17 protein-coding genes are annotated in these 16,699 nt (G+C 75.6%); 7 read left to right on the top strand and 10 right to left on the bottom strand.

Translation table 11 applies throughout. From position 1 onward, the window contains the following. The first annotated feature begins 21 nt into the window (after positions 1 to 21). Both CHC04_RS20285 and CHC04_RS20290 read left to right on the top strand, forming a co-directional pair. Positions 22 to 1,533: an NAD-dependent malic enzyme gene (locus CHC04_RS20285; RefSeq protein ID WP_089405778.1), complete on the top strand. Its 1,512-nt coding sequence runs from the start codon at positions 22 to 24 to the stop codon at positions 1,531 to 1,533. A gap of 75 nt (positions 1,534 to 1,608) precedes the next feature. Then, positions 1,609 to 2,463 carry an Fpg/Nei family DNA glycosylase gene (locus CHC04_RS20290; protein ID WP_089405779.1) on the top strand — a complete coding sequence of 285 codons (855 nt, stop codon included), beginning with the start codon at positions 1,609 to 1,611 and terminating at the stop codon, positions 2,461 to 2,463. 6 nt (positions 2,464 to 2,469) lie between these two features. On the opposite strand, the gene CHC04_RS20295 is transcribed toward CHC04_RS20290, so the two are convergent. Together CHC04_RS20295 and CHC04_RS20300 are read right to left on the bottom strand one after the other, a co-directional pair. Continuing rightward, positions 2,470 to 3,690 carry an MBL fold metallo-hydrolase gene (locus tag CHC04_RS20295; protein ID WP_245817543.1) on the bottom strand — a complete coding sequence of 407 codons (1,221 nt, stop codon included), beginning with the start codon at positions 3,688 to 3,690 and terminating at the stop codon, positions 2,470 to 2,472. Positions 3,691 to 3,748: 58 nt separating this feature from the next. Next, entirely contained in the window at positions 3,749 to 4,291 is a 543-nt protein-coding gene (locus tag CHC04_RS20300; protein WP_089405781.1) for a copper chaperone PCu(A)C domain-containing protein, read from the bottom strand. 98 nt (positions 4,292 to 4,389) lie between these two features. On the opposite strand from CHC04_RS20300, the gene CHC04_RS20305 reads away from it, so the two are divergent. Beyond that, complete coding sequence (locus tag CHC04_RS20305) at positions 4,390 to 4,950, top strand: MarR family winged helix-turn-helix transcriptional regulator (protein WP_176450114.1); 561 nt, start codon at positions 4,390 to 4,392, stop codon at positions 4,948 to 4,950. 67 nt (positions 4,951 to 5,017) lie between these two features. Here the strand turns inward: CHC04_RS20305 and CHC04_RS20310 are convergent, their stop codons facing one another. After that, complete coding sequence (locus CHC04_RS20310) at positions 5,018 to 5,671, bottom strand: hypothetical protein (RefSeq protein ID WP_089405783.1); 654 nt, start codon at positions 5,669 to 5,671, stop codon at positions 5,018 to 5,020. Between the two features lie 153 nt (positions 5,672 to 5,824). Here CHC04_RS20310 and CHC04_RS20315 point away from each other — a divergent pair, with 153 nt between their 5' ends. Both CHC04_RS20315 and CHC04_RS20320 read left to right on the top strand, forming a co-directional pair. Next, positions 5,825 to 6,211, top strand: a complete 387-nt coding sequence (locus CHC04_RS20315) for a DUF485 domain-containing protein (protein WP_089405784.1) — start codon at positions 5,825 to 5,827, stop codon at positions 6,209 to 6,211. After that, positions 6,204 to 7,850 carry a solute symporter family protein gene (locus CHC04_RS20320; RefSeq protein WP_176450115.1) on the top strand — a complete coding sequence of 549 codons (1,647 nt, stop codon included), beginning with the start codon at positions 6,204 to 6,206 and terminating at the stop codon, positions 7,848 to 7,850. Before CHC04_RS20315 ends, CHC04_RS20320 begins: the two co-directional genes overlap by 8 nt. Positions 7,851 to 8,136: 286 nt before the next feature. On the opposite strand, the gene CHC04_RS20325 is transcribed toward CHC04_RS20320, so the two are convergent. The 3 genes from CHC04_RS20325 to CHC04_RS20335 form a co-directional block, all read right to left on the bottom strand. After that, a complete protein-coding gene (locus CHC04_RS20325; RefSeq protein WP_089405785.1) occupies positions 8,137 to 8,394 on the bottom strand; it encodes a hypothetical protein in 258 nt (85 codons plus the stop codon). A 110-nt stretch (positions 8,395 to 8,504) separates the two neighbouring features. Beyond that, positions 8,505 to 9,365, bottom strand: a complete 861-nt coding sequence (locus tag CHC04_RS20330) for a manganese catalase (RefSeq protein WP_089405786.1) — start codon at positions 9,363 to 9,365, stop codon at positions 8,505 to 8,507. Positions 9,366 to 9,640: 275 nt separating this feature from the next. Further along, positions 9,641 to 10,381 (bottom strand): sensor histidine kinase, encoded by a 741-nt coding sequence (locus CHC04_RS20335; protein ID WP_089405787.1) that lies wholly within the window; start codon positions 10,379 to 10,381, stop codon positions 9,641 to 9,643. A gap of 59 nt (positions 10,382 to 10,440) precedes the next feature. On the opposite strand from CHC04_RS20335, the gene CHC04_RS20340 reads away from it, so the two are divergent. Further along, the gene (locus tag CHC04_RS20340; protein WP_245817545.1) at positions 10,441 to 11,130 is read left to right on the top strand and encodes a response regulator; all 690 of its coding nucleotides are present in this window, start codon (positions 10,441 to 10,443) and stop codon (positions 11,128 to 11,130) included. A 110-nt stretch (positions 11,131 to 11,240) separates the two neighbouring features. On the opposite strand, the gene CHC04_RS20345 is transcribed toward CHC04_RS20340, so the two are convergent. Together CHC04_RS20345 and CHC04_RS20350 are read right to left on the bottom strand one after the other, a co-directional pair. Further along, positions 11,241 to 12,776: a PH domain-containing protein gene (locus CHC04_RS20345; RefSeq protein ID WP_245817548.1), complete on the bottom strand. Its 1,536-nt coding sequence runs from the start codon at positions 12,774 to 12,776 to the stop codon at positions 11,241 to 11,243. Then, on the bottom strand, positions 12,773 to 13,288 hold the full coding sequence (locus CHC04_RS20350; RefSeq protein ID WP_089405788.1) for a PH domain-containing protein: 516 nt from the start codon (positions 13,286 to 13,288) through the stop codon (positions 12,773 to 12,775). The genes CHC04_RS20345 and CHC04_RS20350 overlap by 4 nt, the downstream gene beginning before the upstream one ends. A 69-nt stretch (positions 13,289 to 13,357) precedes the next feature. On the opposite strand from CHC04_RS20350, the gene CHC04_RS20355 reads away from it, so the two are divergent. Then, positions 13,358 to 13,687: a rhodanese-like domain-containing protein gene (locus CHC04_RS20355; RefSeq protein ID WP_089405926.1), complete on the top strand. Its 330-nt coding sequence runs from the start codon at positions 13,358 to 13,360 to the stop codon at positions 13,685 to 13,687. A 3-nt stretch (positions 13,688 to 13,690) separates the two neighbouring features. Here the strand turns inward: CHC04_RS20355 and CHC04_RS20360 are convergent, their stop codons facing one another. Together CHC04_RS20360 and CHC04_RS20365 are read right to left on the bottom strand one after the other, a co-directional pair. Continuing rightward, positions 13,691 to 14,917 carry a glycoside hydrolase family 6 protein gene (locus CHC04_RS20360; RefSeq protein WP_217897476.1) on the bottom strand — a complete coding sequence of 409 codons (1,227 nt, stop codon included), beginning with the start codon at positions 14,915 to 14,917 and terminating at the stop codon, positions 13,691 to 13,693. A gap of 113 nt (positions 14,918 to 15,030) precedes the next feature. Next, positions 15,031 to 16,647, bottom strand: coding sequence for a long-chain fatty acid--CoA ligase (locus CHC04_RS20365; RefSeq protein ID WP_089405789.1), 1,617 nt, complete (start codon positions 16,645 to 16,647; stop codon positions 15,031 to 15,033). Between the last annotated feature and the right edge of the window lie 52 nt (positions 16,648 to 16,699).

Consider the following 16,699-nt stretch of genomic DNA (forward strand, 5'->3'; position numbering starts at 1 on the left):
CGCTGTCGGGCCGGTGTCACGATGGGGGCCGTGAGCACCGACACCGCTCCCACGACCGCCACCGGCGACAGCTCGCCGGGCGACCCCGCCGCCGCCCCCCGCGGGCCGGTGACCTCGGCGTCCTACTCGATCACCGTCCGGCTGACCGCCGACGGCGACCCGGCGTCGATCGGCCGGATCGCCACCGCGGTGGGCACCGCCGGCGGGGCGGTGACCGCCATCGACGTCGTCGACTCCCGCTCCGACGGGCTGACCGTCGACGTCACCTGCTCGGCCGCCGACGCCGCCCACTCCGAGGAGATGGTCGACGCGCTGCGCGCCGTCCCCGGCGTCGCCGTGCGCAAGGTCAGTGACCGCACCTTCCTGCTGCACCTGGGCGGCAAGCTCGAGGTCGCCTCGAAGGTCCCGCTCCGGACCCGCGACGACCTGTCGATGGCCTACACCCCCGGCGTGGCGCGGGTCTGCCTGGCGCTGGCCGAGCACCCCGAGGACGTGCGCCGGCTGACCATCAAGGGCAACACGGTCGCCGTCGTCACCGACGGGTCGGCCGTCCTCGGCCTGGGCGACCTCGGGCCGGGCGCGGCCCTGCCGGTGATGGAGGGCAAGGCCGTCCTGTTCAAGCGGTTCGCCGACATCGACGCCTGGCCGATCTGCCTGGACACCAACGACGTCGACGAGATCGTGCGCGCCGTCGAGCTCATCGCCCCCGGCTTCGGCGGCATCAACCTCGAGGACATCGCCGCGCCGCGCTGCTTCGAGGTCGAGGCGCGGTTGCGGGAGAAGCTCGACATCCCGGTCTTCCACGACGACCAGCACGGGACGGCGATCGTCGCCCTGGCCGCGCTGCGCAACGCCCTGCGCGTGGTGGACAAGGAGCTGCCGGACGTGCGGATCGTCGTCGCCGGTGCCGGCGCGGCGGGGACGGCGATCGTGCACCTGCTGCTGGAGGCCGGCGCCCGGCAGGTGCTGGTGTGGGACCGCGAGGGCATCCTCTCGCCCGACGACGAGCGGCTCGGCCCCGCCAAGCAGGCGCTCGCGGCGCGGACCAACCCCGGCCGGGTCCGCGGCGAGCTGCCCGACGCGCTGGCCGGCGCCGACGTCTTCATCGGGGTCAGCGCGGGCAACGTGCTCCCCGTCGAGGCGCTGGCGGGGATGGCCGAGCGGGCGGTGGTGTTCCCCATGGCCAACCCGACGCCGGAGGTCGACCCGGTGCGGGCCCGGCAGTACGCGGCGGTGGTCGCCTCCGGCCGCTCGGACCTGCCCAACCAGATCAACAACGTGCTCGCCTTCCCCGGCGTGTTCCGCGGCCTGCTCGACGCCCGCGCCACCGAGATCAGCACCGGCATGCTGCTGGCCGCGGCCGAGGCGCTGTCGGCGCTCGTGCGCGACGACCAGCTCAACGCCAACTACGTCATCCCGAGCGTGTTCGACCCGGCGGTCACCCCCGCGGTCGCCGCCGCCGTCGCCGACCAGGCCCGCACCGAGCCCGGCGCCACCGCCCCCGTCACCGACCGGACCAGCCTCACCGGCTGACCGGACCGTGCACTTCCGCGGAAGTGCACACGATGGGGGACGACGCCGGGCGGGCGCGGCGGGGATCATGGCCGGGTGCCCGAGTTGCCCGAGGTGGAGGCGCTGGCGGCGTTCCTCCGCGAGAACGCCGTCGGCCGGGTGGTCGCGCGCGCCGACCTGACCGCCCTGCAGGCGCTCAAGACCTTCGACCCGCCGCTGTCGGCGCTGGCCGGGCTGGAGGTCACCGGCGCCGCGCGGCACGGCAAGTTCCTCGACCTCGACGTCTCCGGCCTGCACCTGGTCGTGCACCTGGCCCGCGCCGGGTGGCTGCACTGGCGCACCGGGCTGCCCGACGCGCCGCCCAAGCCGGGCAGGGGGCCGCTCGCCCTGCGCGTCCACCTCGACACCGGTGACGGCTTCGACCTCACCGAGCAGGGCACCCGCAAGGGCCTGGCGGTGTACGTCGTCCGCTCACCGGCCGAGGTCCCCGGCGTCGCCCGGCTCGGCCCGGACGCGCTCGAGGTCGACCGCGACACCTTCGCCCGGCTGCTGGCCGGCCGCTCCGGCCAGGTCAAGGGGGCGCTGACCGACCAGACGCTGCTGTCCGGGATCGGCAACGCCTACTCCGACGAGATCCTGCACGCCGCCCGCCTGTCGCCGTTCAAGATGGCCGACCGGCTGACCGACGACGAGGTCGTCCGCCTGCACGACGCCGTCCGCGCCACGCTCACCGACGCGCTCGGCCGCCAGGTCGGGCAGAAGGCGGCCACGCTCAAGGGCGAGAAGCGCTCGGGGCTGCAGGTGCACGCCCGCACCGGCCTGCCCTGCCCGGTCTGCGGCGACACCGTGCGCGAGGTCAGCTTCGCCGACACCTCGCTGCAGTACTGCCCGACCTGCCAGACCGGCGGCAAGCCGCTGGCCGACCGGCGGATGTCGAAGCTGCTGCGCTGAGCGCGGTCAGGACGCGCGCGAGGCCCGCCAGGCCGCCAGCCGGGCGATCGTCGCGCTGCCCGCGCCGCCGTCGTCCACCGAGCCGGGCTCCGCGGAGCCGACCGCCGTCCACCAGTCCTCCAGCGGCGGCGGGGCCAGGACGTCGACCCGCTGCCCCGGCCGCGGCACGAGGACCTGCACGTCCGAGCGGGCGGCCGCGGCCAGCAGCCGCTGCACCGGCTCGGCCCACCGGTGGAAGGCCAGGTTGAACGTGGCCCAGTGGACCGGCAGCAGCGCTCCGCCGCCGAGGTCGCCGTGCGCGCGCACCGCCTCCTCGGGGTCCATGTGGACGTGCGCCCAGGCCTCGTTGTAGGCCCCGATCGGCAGCAGCGTCAGGTCGAAGGGGCCCAGCCGGGCGCCGATGCCGGCGAACGCGGGCGTGTAGCCGGTGTCCCCGCCGAAGAACACCCGGTGCCGCGGCCCGGCCACCACCCACGACGACCACAGCGTGGTGTCGCGGGTGAGGTAGCGGCCGGAGAAGTGCCGCGCCTCGGTGCAGGTGATGGTCAGGTCACCGACGGTGGTGGTGCCGTCCCAGTCCAGCTCGACGACGCGCTCGGCGGGCACGCCCCAGTGCCGCAGGTGCACGCCCACGCCCAGCGGCACGACGAACGGCGCGTCCTGCTGCTCGACCAGCGCCCGCACGGTGGGCAGGTCGAGGTGGTCGTAGTGGTCGTGGGAGACCAGGATCGCGTCGAGCCGCGGCAGCGACTCCAGCGGCACCGGGGGCTCGTGCAGCCGGGTCGGGCCGAACACCGGCGACGGCGAGACGCGGAAACCCCACACCGGGTCGACGAGCACCCGGGCGCCGTCGACCTCCAGCAGCGCGCTGGAGTGCCCGAACCAGGTGACGGCGAGGTCGCCGGCCGCGGCGGGGAGCTCGGACTGCGCCAGCGGCACCGGCCCGGCGGGCAGGCCCACGTGCCGGTCGTCGTGCCACTGCCGCAGCAGCCCGCGGCGGGCGTTGGGCGGGGGCAGCGCCGGCGTCGGCAGGGTGTTGTGGAACCGGCCCTGCGACCACTGCGGGGACCCGGCGACGGTCGGGCGGATCTCGCGCCGGCCGGCGCCGATCGCCGTCGGCAGGCCCCACAGGGCGCGGCCGAGGAAGCCGGCGGGCACGGCGAGGGCGGCGGCGGTCAGGGTGAGGCGGCGACGGGTTCGGCCGCGGTTCCCGGAGAGTGACGGCACGCCCTCCAGCATCCCAGCCGCCGCCGGGCGGCGACCGGTCCCGGCGGCGAGGCGGTCGTCACGGGCTGACGTCCTCGGCCGGGTCGGGGAAGTCGAACGGCGGCGCCGGCGTCTGGCGCTCGGCGGAGACCATCGCCTCGACGGTGACCTCCCCGGCCTCCCGGAAGACCAGGGTCACCGGCAGCGACTGCGAGGAGCGCAGCGGGCGCTCGAGGTCGACCAGCGTGATCGTCGGCGCGCCCTCGGCGCCGACGTAGACGTTGTCGTTCGCCGGGACCGGGACGTCGACGTCGCCGCCGTCGTCGTCCACCGCGTCGGCGAAGCCGGGGCCGGTGACGTCGACCAGCTCGTCGTCGGTGCCGCCGCTGTTGGCGATGCCGAGGAAGAGCCGGGCGTCCTCGCCCTCCTCGTACACGCCGTCGAGCGGGTACTCCAGCTGGACCTGCAGGACCGAGAGGTCGCCGGTCACGGCCTCGTCCGGGCCGATCGCGCCGCCGGAGACCTCGGGTCCGGGCACCGACAGGGGCTGCTCGGCGCTGCAGCCGCAGGCCAGGACCAGGGCGGCGGCTGCGACAGGGGCGGCCAGGGCGGTGCGGGGCATGCTCGTCCTCCTCGTCTCGGGGTCCGGTGCCGTACGGTTACCCACCTGGTGCTGCCCGAGGCCAACTGTTGCCGTACTGCAACATCCCGGGAGGGGTCGTGGACGCCGACGAGGTGCTGCTGGACCTGGCTCGCGCGGTCGTGGGCGTGTCCACCCGCGCGGCGTCGGGGCTGGGCCCGGTCTCGGTGGTGCAGCTGCGGGCGCTGACCGTGTTGCGGCGCAGCCCCGACGCGTCGCTCGCCGAGCTGGCCCGCGGGGTCGGCGGCGGGGTCTCCACCACCAGCCGGCTCGTCGACCGGCTGGTCGTCGCCGGCCTCGCCGACCGCCGGCCCTCACCGGCCAGCCGGCGCGCGGTGAGCCTGCGGCTGTCCCCGGCCGGCGAGGACCTGCTCGACCGCTACGACGCGCTGCGGCTGACCGAGCTGCGGGCGGCGCTGGCCGCGGTCGGCGGGCAGCGGCGCGACGACGTGCTCGCCGTCCTGGGCCGGTTCGCCGCGGCGCTGGGCGGTGAACGGCCCGCTCCCGTGCCCGCCCGCGTCGACGAGGGCGGGGATCCCGCGTGCTTCCTGCACCGGGTGTGCCCGGCGTGCGGGCGGGTGGCCGACGAGGACCCGCCGACCGTCTGCGCCGCGTGCGGGGAGGAGCTGACCGCCGACTGAGGCGCCGTCCTGGCTCACCCCGACGCGTCCTGGCTCACCGCCCACCGCGGGTCAGGACACCGCACGATCAGGTGACCTGATCGTGCGCGGCCCACCGCGCGCACCGCGAGACGGCCTCGGCCAGCAGTCGCTGCTGGCGCGCGACCTCCGCGGCGACGGCGTCCGGCCCCGGGAGCGGCCGGCCGGGACCGGCGGCGAGGTACACGCCGGTGTAGACGCGGGTGGAGTCGCCGTCCTCGGGGTGCAGCAGGTGCAGGACCGTCGTCGCCGCGCCGGCGTCGCGGAGGTCCAGGCGCACCCGGAACGGCTCGCGGAGGACGGCGGGGCGCCGGTGCTGCGCGACGGCGAGGAGGGCGTCGGCCAGCGGACCGGCCGGCCCCGCCGCCCGGGTGGGCGCCAGCCAGCGGCGCACGAACCGCCGGTCCTCGTGCTCGGGCAGCTCCAGGGGGACGTCGCGGGGGCACGCCGGCGCCAGCCAGACGACGCCGAACCGCTCTCGCACGGCCCACGCCGGTGGATCGGCCACGAGCCCCCCGTCGTCACGGCGCAACCGCCACGTCCGGCCGAGCAGGCACACCTGCAGCCAGCCACCGGGCCGCAAGTCCCGGGAGAGCGCGACCGCGTGCCAGGCGTGCTCCGGCGCGCGGCCGGGGTGCGGGGTCGGGGCGTGCACGGAGCGGCCCGTCGTCGAGGTGGTCGCCGTGGGCGCCGTCGCGGCCATGACCCATCGCAGCGCGCAGCGGTTCCGGCGGCGTTACGGACGGCAGAAGGTCAGGTCACGGCTGAGTCCCGGTCGTTCGCGACCCGACCGCCCACGACTTAGGGTGAGCGCCGTCACAGACCGACGACGTTCCGCTGACGAGGGGGCCCACCCGTGACCGATCCCGCCGACCGGCGGTTGCTGACGCCTGAGGAGTACCGGCAGGCGCAGGACTCGCCGGAGTTCACCGAGCTGCGCCGTCGCTTCCGCCGCTTCGCGTTCCCGATGACGGTGGCCTTCCTGGCCTGGTACCTGCTCTACGTCCTGCTGTCGACCTACGCGCCGGACTTCATGGCCACCCGGGTCTTCGGCAACGTCAACCTCGGCCTGCTGCTGGGGCTCGGGCAGTTCGTCTCGACGTTCCTCATCACCCACCTCTACGTGGCGCACGCGAACCGTCAGACCGACCCCATCGCCGACGAGATGCGCGAGCGGCTGGAGTCCCACCAGTACGCCGGCGGCGACCGGACCGACCTCGGGAAGGGAGCGACCCGTGCCTGAGGCCCAGGTCCTCGCGGCCGAGGCCACGATCGGCAGCCCGGCCGTCAACATCTCCATCTTCGGCGCGTTCGTGCTGATCACGCTGGTCATCACCTTCCGCGCCAGCCGCAACAACAAGAGCGCCGCCGACTACTACGCGGCCGGCCGCAACATCAGCGGGACCCAGAACGGCCTGGCCATCGCCGGGGACTACCTGTCGGCGGCGTCGTTCCTGGGCATCGCCGGGGCCATCGCCGTCTACGGCTACGACGGCTTCCTGTACTCGATCGGCTTCCTCGTCGCCTGGCTGGTCGCGCTGCTGCTGGTCGCCGAGCTCATGCGCAACACCGCCCGGTACACGATGGCCGACGTCCTGGCCTTCCGGATGCGGCAGGGCCCGGTGCGCACCGCGGCGGCCATCTCGACGCTGGCGGTGTCGCTGTTCTACCTGCTGGCGCAGATGGCCGGCGCCGGCGGCCTGGTGACCCTGCTGCTCGGGGTCACCGGCGAGGCGGCGCAGGCGCTCGTCGTCGTCCTGGTCGGCGCGCTGATGATCATCTACGTGCTGGTCGGCGGCATGCGGGGCACCACGTGGGTGCAGATCATCAAGGCCTCGCTGCTGATCGCCGGCGCGCTGGTCATGACCCTGTGGGTGCTGGCCGAGTTCGGGTTCAACCTGTCCTCGCTGCTCGGCGGCGCGGTCGACAACGCCGTCGAGGGCCGTGACGTGCTCGCCCCCGGCGCCCAGTACGGCGCCACGAGCACCTCCAAGCTGGACTTCGTCTCCCTCGGCCTGGCCCTGGTCCTCGGGACGGCGGGCCTGCCGCACGTGCTCATGCGCTTCTACACCGTGCCCACGGCGAAGGACGCCCGCCGCTCGGTGGTCTGGGCGATCTGGCTGATCGGCGTCTTCTACCTGTTCAGCCTGGTGATCGGGTACGGCGCCGGCGCCCTCGTCGGGCCGGAGCGGATCCTCGGCGCGCCCGGTGCGGTCAACTCCGCCGCGCCGCTGCTGGCCTTCGAGCTCGGCGGCACGATCCTGCTGGGCATCATCGCCGGCGTCGCCTTCGCGACGATCCTCGCGGTGGTCGCGGGCCTCACCATCACCGCGTCGGCGTCCTTCGCCCACGACGTCTACGCGTCGGTGATCAAGAAGGGCAACGTGCCGCCCAACGGGGAGGTGCGCATCGCCCGCATCACCGCCGTCGTCATCGGGGCGATCTCGATCGGCCTGGGCATCCTGGCGCTGCAGGCCGGGCTGAACATCGCCTTCCTCGTGGCGCTGGCGTTCGCGGTGGCCGCCTCGGCGAACCTCCCGACGATCCTCTACACGCTGTTCTGGAAGCGGTTCACCACCCAGGGCGCGCTGTGGTCGATGTACGGCGGGCTCATCGCCTGCATCGTGCTGATCGTCTTCTCGCCGGTCGTCTCGGGAGCGCCGGTCAACCCGGCCACCGGCCTGTCCCCGTCCCTGTTCCAGGACGTGGACTTCCACTGGTTCCCGCTGAACAACCCCGGCATCGTGTCGATCCCGCTGTCGTTCTTCCTCGGCTGGCTCGGCACCGTGCTGTCCAAGGAGCGGCCCGACCTCGACAAGAACGCCGAGCTCGAGGTCCGCTCGCTCACCGGCATCGGGGCGGAGAAGGCCGTCCAGCACTGAGAGAACCCCCGTGCCCCCCGCCGCTCGCACGCTCGCGGCGGGGCCCTGCACGGGGGCCGTTCCAGCCACTCGCCTGGCGCGCGTCCCTGCGGGGGCGCGCGCCTCGCGCGTTCCCGTCCCCGGCGCTGCGTCCTCCCTCACCGCAGTGCGTCCTCCCCCACGGTGGGCGGTGAGGGAGGACGCGCCACGACCGGGGTGGCCTGCCCGCAGGGGCCCGCGGCGAGCCTGCGAGCCGTGGGGGGGCAGGGGAGAGGTCCTCCCTCTGATCACCGCCCGCCGGCGCGGGTCAGGCGGCGCGGACGGCGGGAGCCGGGTCGGCCAGCGGAGCGACGGGGAGGGCGGCGTCGACGGTGGCGACGGCGGCCCCGGTCGAGGGGGCGGTCCGGCGCGAGCGGCGCACCGCCCAGCGGGCGGCGAGGGCGGTGAGGACGACGAGGCCGGCGAGCGCCTCGCGGGCGGAGCCGGCGGCGGCGCCGGCCACCGCGACGGCGAGCGCCGCGGCGTGGACGACCGTCAGCAGGACGGCCGGGGTGGGCAGGTGCACGGGGACCTCCGGGACTGCCGGGCGAGCGGGAGGCGCCCGCCGGGCCGGTGCCCGGACCGCGGGGTCCGGCCACCGGCGCGGCGACGGCGCGGTGGGGCGAGGTCAGCCCCTCACTTGAGCAGGTCCTTGGCCTTCTGCAGCATCGTGTGGGCCTCGGTCTGCGGGGTGTCGTAGAGCCGCGGGTCACCGGGGACCAGCGTCGGGGCGTCGGCGGTGGCCTCGATGGCCGCGGCGCGGAAGGTGCCCTTGCCGTCGATCGAGGGGCCGGAGGCCCAGCGGCCGTTGGCGGCCTCGGGGCCGTCGGAGGCCTGGATGAAGGTGTAGCCCAGGTCGCCGACCTCCTCGTCCAGCGGGAACGCCTCGGGCACCGGCAGCCCCTCCAGGCCGTCCTCCTTGAGCTGCTCGACGGCGGCCAGCCACTGCTGCTGGTGCATGTGGTCGCGGGTGATGAGGAACCGGAGCATGTCCTTGACGCCCGGGTCGTCGGTCATGTTGTAGAGCCGGGCGACCTGCAGCCGGCCCTGCATCTCGGCGGTGGCGTTGTAGTAGAAGTCCGCCATCAGGTTGCCGCTGGCGGTCACGTAGGCGCCGGACCAGGGGTTGCCCATGGAGTCCATGTACGAGGCGCCCTGCCCGTTCTGGATGAGGTGCTGCGGGTTGTGCTGGCCGTAGCCGGCGGCGGCCTCCTTGGTGCGGTCGGCCGAGTCGGGCTTGAGCGGCACGTGGTCGAGCAGCCGGTCGATCATCGTGACGATCATCTCGACGTGGGCCAGTTCCTCCGTGCCGATCGAGAGGAGCATGTCCTTGTACTTGCCGGGCAGTCGGCAGTTCCAGCCCTGCAGCAGGTACTGGGTGGCGACGGTCATCTCGCCCCACTGACCGCCGAGGATCTCCTGCATCTTGCGGGCGAAGTCCGGGTCGGGACCGTCGGGCTTGGCCTCGTACTGCAGGGCGTGGGTGTGCGTGAACACGGGCTTCCCCTCACTGCGTCGTCGCGTCACCGCTCCTGCGGTGACACCGGGGATCTGCCCGCGCCCGCTGGCCCACCGGTGCCGTCCCGTGGCCCCCCGGTGCCATTCCGATCGTCGGCCTCCCGGCCGACACCGCGGCCAATTGCGCTACGAAGGCACCCCTCCTCGAGGCCGGGCGGCGGGCGCCGGATCCCCGTCGCAGCCAATAGCGTTACAAAGGCACCACCCCTCGGCATCGGGTGGGCATCAGCCCTGCACAGGCACCACGACGGACGTCAGCGGTCGGGGAGCTCCACGCGCAGGGTCAGCCCCGCCTCGGTCACCGCCCAGGTCACCCGGCCGCCGAGGTCGTGGGCGTGCCGCTGCACCGACCACAGGCCCAGCCCGGTGAGGTCGACCGGCGGGGTGTCCCCGCGCAGGTACTGCACCACCCGGTCGGGCGAGGCGACGTCCTGGGTGAGGGCCAGGCGCACCCACCCGCTGCGGCAGGTGACGCAGAGCAGCGCCGGCGCGCCGTCGCCGTGCCGGTGGGCGTTCTCCAGCAGGTTGGTGAGGATCCGCTGCACCCGGGCGTCGGCCACCCCGACGTCGCCCGCGCACTCCTGCAGGGCCAGCGTCAGCTTTCCCGCGGGCAGCCCGGAGGCGGCGAGCGACGCGCGCACGACGTCGCCGAGCAGCCGCCCGCCCGCCGCCCGCCGCGTCGCCCCGCCGCTGGCATCGGCGGTGCGCAGCATCGACGACAGGTGCGCGGTCTGCTCGCGGGCCAGCTCCAGCACCTCCCGGCGGTCGGCCGCCGTGCGGTCGAGGCTGCCCAGCAGCGCCTCCAGCGAGGCCAGGGGGCTGCGCATGTCGTGGCACATGGCCGCCAGCAGCGCACCCTCGGGCGTGGCCGGCGGCTCCGGCTCGGGACCCCGGGTGGCGCGGGCGACGTGCTCGCGCACCACCCGGGCCAGGTCGGCCAGCAGCCGGCCGGAACCGGACCGGGCGGTACGGGGTGTGTCGGGGGCGAGGGTCACGGGCACCTCCGGGGTGCGGTCGGCCGGGTCCGCCGGGCGACGGGCCGGTGAGGAGGGTCGTGGGGACCGACGCCGGGTCTGGGCGTCCCGAGCACGTGGACGTGGTGGTCGTCGACGACCACCCGCTGTTCAGCCGGGGCCTGTCGCTGCTCCTGCCCGGGGTCAGCGAGGGGCGGGTGCGGGTCGTGGCCACCACCGACGACGCCTCCGCGGCCGCCGCGCTGGTCCGCCGGCACCACGCCGACGTCGCCGTCGTCGACCTGCACATGCCGCCACCGGGCGGGGTGCGGGCGATCGCCGCCATCCGCCGGGCCGACCCGGTGGTGCGCGTCGTGGCGCTGTCCGGGCTGGCCGAGGCCGACGCCGCGCTGGAGGCGCTGCGCGCCGGCGCGGCCGGCTTCCTGCCCAAGACCGCCGACCCCGAGCACCTGGTGCGCCCGCTGCTGGCGGTGCTCGACGGCTGGTCGGTGGTGCCCGAGGCGCTGCTGCGCCAGCTGCTCGACGACGCCGCCCCGACCGGCGAGCAGACCGTCGCCGACCGGCTGACCAGCGACGAGCGCCGGCTGTGGCGGCTGGTGGCCGACGGCACGAGCACCGTCGACATCGCCACGACGCTGCACGTCTCCGAGCGCACCGCCAAGCGGCTGGTCGCCGCGCTGCTGCGCCGCCTCGGGGTGGCCACCCGGGTGGAGGCGGCCGCACTCGCCGGCCGCGTCGGTCTCGGCACGGGGACCGGCGGAGCGGGCTGAGCGGCGGACGTGCCGCAGCGCGGTCGTCATCACGCCCGGGCTACCCGGGGGCGTGATCGACACGCGGCCGTCTCGGTGAACTGGCCCCGACGGGCCAGCGACGGGGCGGGTCAGCCGGCGGGGCGGTCCCCGGGACCGGACGCGGTGGCCCAGGGGCCGGAGGCGGCGGCGGTGAAGGCGGCGACGTCGGCGGCGGCCATGTCCACCGCGGCGTAGCCCCCGGTGCCCGCCCCCACGCACGCCACCACCGTGGCCAGGCCCGCGCGGCGCTGGAAGAACGTCTGGCGCACCTGCCAGCCGACGACGGCCCGCCGCTGCAGCACCGCCTGCTCGCGCACCAGCAGCCCGCTGCGCACGCTGAACGAGCGCGGGCCGGCCGCGTGGCCGAGCGCGGCGTAGCGGCCCAGGCCCAGCGGCACGCTGAGCACGGTCAGGACGACGCCGAGGGCGAGCAGCCCCCAGAAGCCGGTGGTCGCCTGCAGCGCCGCGCCGGCCGCCGCGACGGCGAGCCCGGCCAGCAGCGCTCGCACCACCGCCCGGCGCCGGGCGGCCGGCGGGTGCGCGCGCAGCGGGCCGGGGTCGTCGACGAGCAGGCCCAGCAGCCGGACCGCCTCCCCGCGCGGCCCGAGGGGGAACAGCTGCCCGCGCCGGCTGGCCGCGCCGAGCCCGGTGACCAGGGCGTTGACCCGGGCGGCCCGCACCAGCCGCATGCCCAGCCCCTCGGCGAGCGTGCCGCCGCGGATCCGGTCGACCTCCAGCTCGGTGTGCCGCCGGGTCACCAGGCCGCGGACGGCGCTCAGCGACCCGCCGCGGCGGACCAGCCGGAATCCCCAGTTGACCACCGCCGCCCCGAGCACCGCCCCGATGGCGAGCAGCACCAGAGCGGCCACCGCGGCGACGACGAGGACGCGGACGTCGCTGAGGTCGGGGCCGGAGAGGTCGGGCCGCAGGTCGCGGGGCAGCTCCTGCAGCAGCCGGGACAGCGCGCCGACCGCGGCCAGCGGCACCGCGAGGTAGCTGGCGACCAGCGGCGCGTAGAGCAGCCACCGCGGGTCGAAGCGGGCCAGCTCCACCTCGGCCGGCTCCTCCGGTGCCGCCGACGGGTCGGCCCCGGCAGGGACCGGCCGCGCCGCCCGGCGGTGGGTGAGCACCGAGACGCGCAACCGGTCGCCCTCGGCCCGCGGGACGCCGTCGACGACGACCTCCTCGTCGCTGCCGGCCACCGTCCCCGCCGCGGCGTCGATGCGGACCCGCACCAGTCCGAAGAGCCGGTGCAGCGCCGGCGCCTCGACCTCGACGCCGCGGATGCGGTCGTTGGGCACGGTGCGCACCGACCGCGCCAGCAGCCCGCGGGTGACCACCACCGCCGACGGGGTGTCGGCGTAGGTCGTGCGCCACCAGGTCAGGCCGGCGAACAGCAGCGACAGCGCCGTCACCGCCGCCACCAGCGCGACGACGACGCCCGGGCCGTCGATCCCGATGGCGGCCACCAGGGGGATCGCCGCGGGCACGACCTGCCGGGCCTGCTTGAACGTCACCGTGTGCACCAGGACGACCAGCGGCGAGGTGCGGCGGGCCCCGGCCGGTCCGCCGTCGCCGGGCGGCACGACCGCGACGGCCGGGGGAGGTGGCGCGGGCTCGGTCACGTCGCCTCGTCCCGCACCTGCTCGGCGCGGCGGGCGAGGTCCTCGGCGACCCGCTCGGCGACGGCGACCTCCAGGTGCGGCACCCGCACGGTGCCCTGCGAGGAGGCGGTGAGCACGGCGACGCTGGCCAGGCCGTAGAGCTGCTGCAGCACGCCGCGGGTGACGTCGACGGTCTGGATCCGGGCGACCGGCACCAGCGTCCAGGTGCGGGTCAGCCAGCCGGTCAGGGTGTGCACCGTCTCCGCGGTGACCTCCCACCGGTGCACCCGGTACCGGATCCACGGCCGGACGCCGATCGCCACCACCGCGTACACGGCGACCAGCACCGGCAGCAGCCACCGCAGCACGGGCACCGGACCACCCACCGACGCCGGCACCAGCAGCACGCCGACGCCGACGAGCACGCCGTAGACGAGGGTCCCGATCACGCCCTCGGTCACCCAGAGCCAGATCGCCGAGCGCGACAGCTGCCAGGCCGGCTCGTGGACCGGGGGCGCGGGGGGAGCGGTCATCACGTCCATCCTCGCAGCCGGGACGCGGCGGGGCCCGCACCCGCCGGACCTGGGACAGTGGGCGGCGTGATGCCGCAGCAGGTCCCGACCGTGCCCGCCGCCGAGGTGCCCGAGGACGCCGTGGTGCTCGACGTCCGCGAGGACGGCGAGTGGGTGACCGGCCACGTCGAGGGTGCGACGCACATCCCGATGGGCGACGTCCCGGCCCGGCTCGGCGAGGTCCCCGAGGGCGACCCGCTCTACGTCGTCTGCCGCAGCGGGGGCCGGTCGGCGCGGGTGGCCGCCTGGCTCAACCACAACGGCTACGACGCGGTGAACGTCGGCGACGGCATGGGCGGCTGGGAGGCGGCCGGGCGGCCCATGGTGAGCGAGACCGGGCAGCCGCCGTTCGTGCGCTGAGCGCTACGCGCCGCGCACCAGCCCGATCGCGTACGAGTCCCAGAACGTCCCCGCGGGCGGCCCGCCGTTGCACGTGCCGTCGGACTCGCCGGCCCGCTTGACCCACAGGTAGGCGTCGACCCGGTCCTCCCCGGTGGCCGCGGTGGGGCGCTCGCCCAGCGCCCGGCCCGGGGGGTTGCACCAGTCGGTGCCCGGGCCGTTGCCGTTGCGGCTGGTGTCCACCACGAAGTGGGCGCCGCCGAGCAGCGAGGACACCTGCCGGCCGTAGGCCAGGTTGCTCGCGGTGGTCTCGAAGTTGGAGACGTTGAGGGCGAACCCGTCGGCGTCGGTGGCCCCGGCGGCGCGCAGCCGCCCGGCCATGGTGGCGGCGTCGACCCAGGTCGGGTTGCCGGCGTCGAGGTAGGTGTGCGTGCCGGGGTTGGCCTCCAGCAGGCCGACGGCGGTCCGCAGCAGCTGCGTCCGCTCCGCGGTGTCGCCGCACCGCTGCGCGAGGGCGTCGGGCTCGACGACGACCACCGCCTGCGCCGTCCCGATGCCGGCGACGACCGCGCGCACCCAGTCGAGGTAGGCCGCGGACGAGCCGGCGCCACCGGCGGAGTACCCGCCGCAGTCGCGGCCGGGGACGTTGTAGGTGACGAGGACGGGCACGGCGCCGGCGGCGCGGGCGGCGGCGACCTCCTGCCGGACGGTGGCGGTGACGTCCCCGCTCCACGCGCCCAGCCAGGTCGCCACCGGCACGCTCGCCAGCTCGGTGAGGGCGGCGGTGTCCGCGGCGCTGCGGCCGGGCCGGGCCGCGGCGAGCGCCGCGCCGGTGTTGGGGCCGTGGAAGGCCATCCCGGTCAGCGGGTTGCCCGGTTGCGCCGGCCCGCCGGCGGCGCCGGCCGGGTCCGCCGCGCTGGTGGCAGTGGGCTGCGCGGTGGTCGGCGGTGCGGTGGTGGGCGGGACCCGGGACGCGGTGGGGGCGGCGGTGGTCGCCGGAGCGGCGCTGGTGGGCACCGGCGACCGCGGCGCGGGAGGTGCCGACGGTGCGCGCCGGACGTCGCGTGCCTGCTCGAGGGCCGGCTGGGCGGCCACCTCGGCGGCCGGTGGGGACCCGGCGGTCGTCAGCCACGGCACGACCAGCCCGGCGGCGAGGCCGGCGGCCGCCAGGCCGCCGGCCCAGGACCGGCGGCGGACCCGGCCCGCCCGGTGCCGGCCGGGGGAGGAGGACGGCGCAGGCGCGGGGGTCACGTGCGCACCGTAGTCAGCCGATCGCTACAGGTCACCGGCGATCGGAACGCGCGTCACACCCGCCCCACGGGTGTGCCGAACGGGGCCCGCCCGCGCGGGCGGGCCCCTGACGGTCAGCTCTTGACGGGGTACTCGGCGAACCGGTTGCGGAGGTCCTTCTTGGAGAACTTGCCGACGCTGGTCTTGGGCACCTCGTCGATGAACTCGACGGCGTCGGGCATCCACCACTTGGCCACCAGCGGCTTCAGGTGCTCGAGGATCTCCTCCTCGGTCGCCTCCTCACCCTCCCGGAGGACGACGCAGGCCAGCGGCCGCTCGTCCCACTTCGGGTGCGGGATGCCGACGACGGCGGCCTCCTTCACCTTCGGGTGGCTCATGATCGCGTTCTCCAGGTCGACCGAGCTGATCCACTCCCCGCCGGACTTGATGAGGTCCTTGGTGCGGTCGGCGATCCGGATCGAGCCGAAGGAGTCCATCGCCGCGACGTCGCCGGTGCGCATCCAGCCGTCCTCGGTGGTCAGCACGACGCCGGCGTCGGGGTTGTAGTAGTCCTGCGCGCACCAGGGGCCGCGGACCTGCAGCTCACCGGTGGCCTCGTCGTCCCAGGGCTGCGGCTCGAGGGTGTCGGCGTCGACGATGCGCGCCTCGACGCCGAGGAACGGGATGCCGGCGCGGGCGCGCTGGGCGGCCTTGCCCTCGTCGTCGAGGTCGTCGAAGCGGGGCGGCAGGATCCCCGAGGAGGCGACCGGGTGGGTCTCGGTCATGCCCCACGCCTGCAGGATCGGCAGGCCCACCTGCTCGCGGTAGGCCTCCGACAGCGCCTTGGGCACCGCCGAGCCGCCGCAGCCGATGTCGCGCAGCTTGTGCGGCTTGCCGGCGAGGTGGGGCAGCACGCCCTGCCAGATGGTCGGGACGCCGGCGGTGAAGGTGACGCCCTCGTCGACGATCAGCTTCGCCAGCGCCTCGGGCTGCATCATCGGGCCGGGCATGACCAGCGAGGCGCCGGCGGCCGGGGCGGCCTGCGCGATGCCCCAGGCGTTGGCGTGGAACATCGGCACGACCGGCATGGCGACATCGCGGATGCCCAGCCCGAAGGCGTTGGGCATCAGCACGCCCATGGTGTGCAGGAACGTCGAGCGGTGGGAGTAGACGACGCCCTTGGGGTTGCCGGTGGTGCCGGACGTGTAGCACATCGAGGCCGCGCTGTCCTCGTCGGTGACGTGGAACTCGACCGGGGAGGCCTCGGCCAGCAGGGTCTCGTAGTCGGCGACGCGGGGGTCGTCGGGGATCTCGTTGTCCCCGCCGTCGTCCATGACCACCACGTGCCGGACTGTCTTCATGGTGTCGATCAGCGGCCACAGCAGCGGCAGCACGGTGCGGTCGACGAAGACGACCTCGTCCTCGGCGTGGTTGGCGATGTAGGTCAGCTGCTCGGGGAACAGCCGGATGTTGAGCGTGTGCAGCACGCGGCCGGTGGACGGCGCGGCGAAGTACAGCTCCAGGTGTCGCTGGCTGTTCCAGCCGAAGGTGCCCACCCTGCCGTCGGCGCTGATCCCCAGGGTGTCGAGGACGCCACCGAGCCGGCGGGTGCGCTCGGCCCACTCCGCGTAGGTCACCCTGGTGACCCCGGTGGGGCTGTTGGTCGCGATCGTCCCGTCGCCGTAGTGCTGCTCGACGTGCCGGAAGATGGCGTCGACGGTGAGGGGGAAGTGCTGCATGAGCCCGCGCATGGCCGCATCGTGCCAGTGACGCCGCTCACGTTCCACACGCGACCGCCCCGGG

Origin of the sequence: Geodermatophilus saharensis, from assembly GCF_900188205.1 — a bacterium.
Classification (GTDB): Bacteria; Actinomycetota; Actinomycetes; order Mycobacteriales; family Geodermatophilaceae; genus Geodermatophilus; species Geodermatophilus saharensis.

Bases quoted from the DNA above. Each gene is read 5' to 3' on its own strand.
- CHC04_RS20285 (WP_089405778.1), top strand. From the start codon at position 22: ATGGGGGCCGTGAGCACCGACACCGCTCCCACGACCGCCACCGGCGAC.
- CHC04_RS20300 (WP_089405781.1), bottom strand. From the start codon at position 4,291: ATGCCCCGCACCGCCCTGGCCGCCCCTGTCGCAGCCGCCGCCCTGGTC.
- CHC04_RS20310 (WP_089405783.1), bottom strand. From the start codon at position 5,671: ATGGCCGCGACGGCGCCCACGGCGACCACCTCGACGACGGGCCGCTCC.
- CHC04_RS20350 (WP_089405788.1), bottom strand. From the start codon at position 13,288: ATGACCGCTCCCCCCGCGCCCCCGGTCCACGAGCCGGCCTGGCAGCTG.
- CHC04_RS20355 (WP_089405926.1), top strand. From the start codon at position 13,358: ATGCCGCAGCAGGTCCCGACCGTGCCCGCCGCCGAGGTGCCCGAGGAC.
- CHC04_RS20365 (WP_089405789.1), bottom strand. From the start codon at position 16,647: ATGCGCGGGCTCATGCAGCACTTCCCCCTCACCGTCGACGCCATCTTC.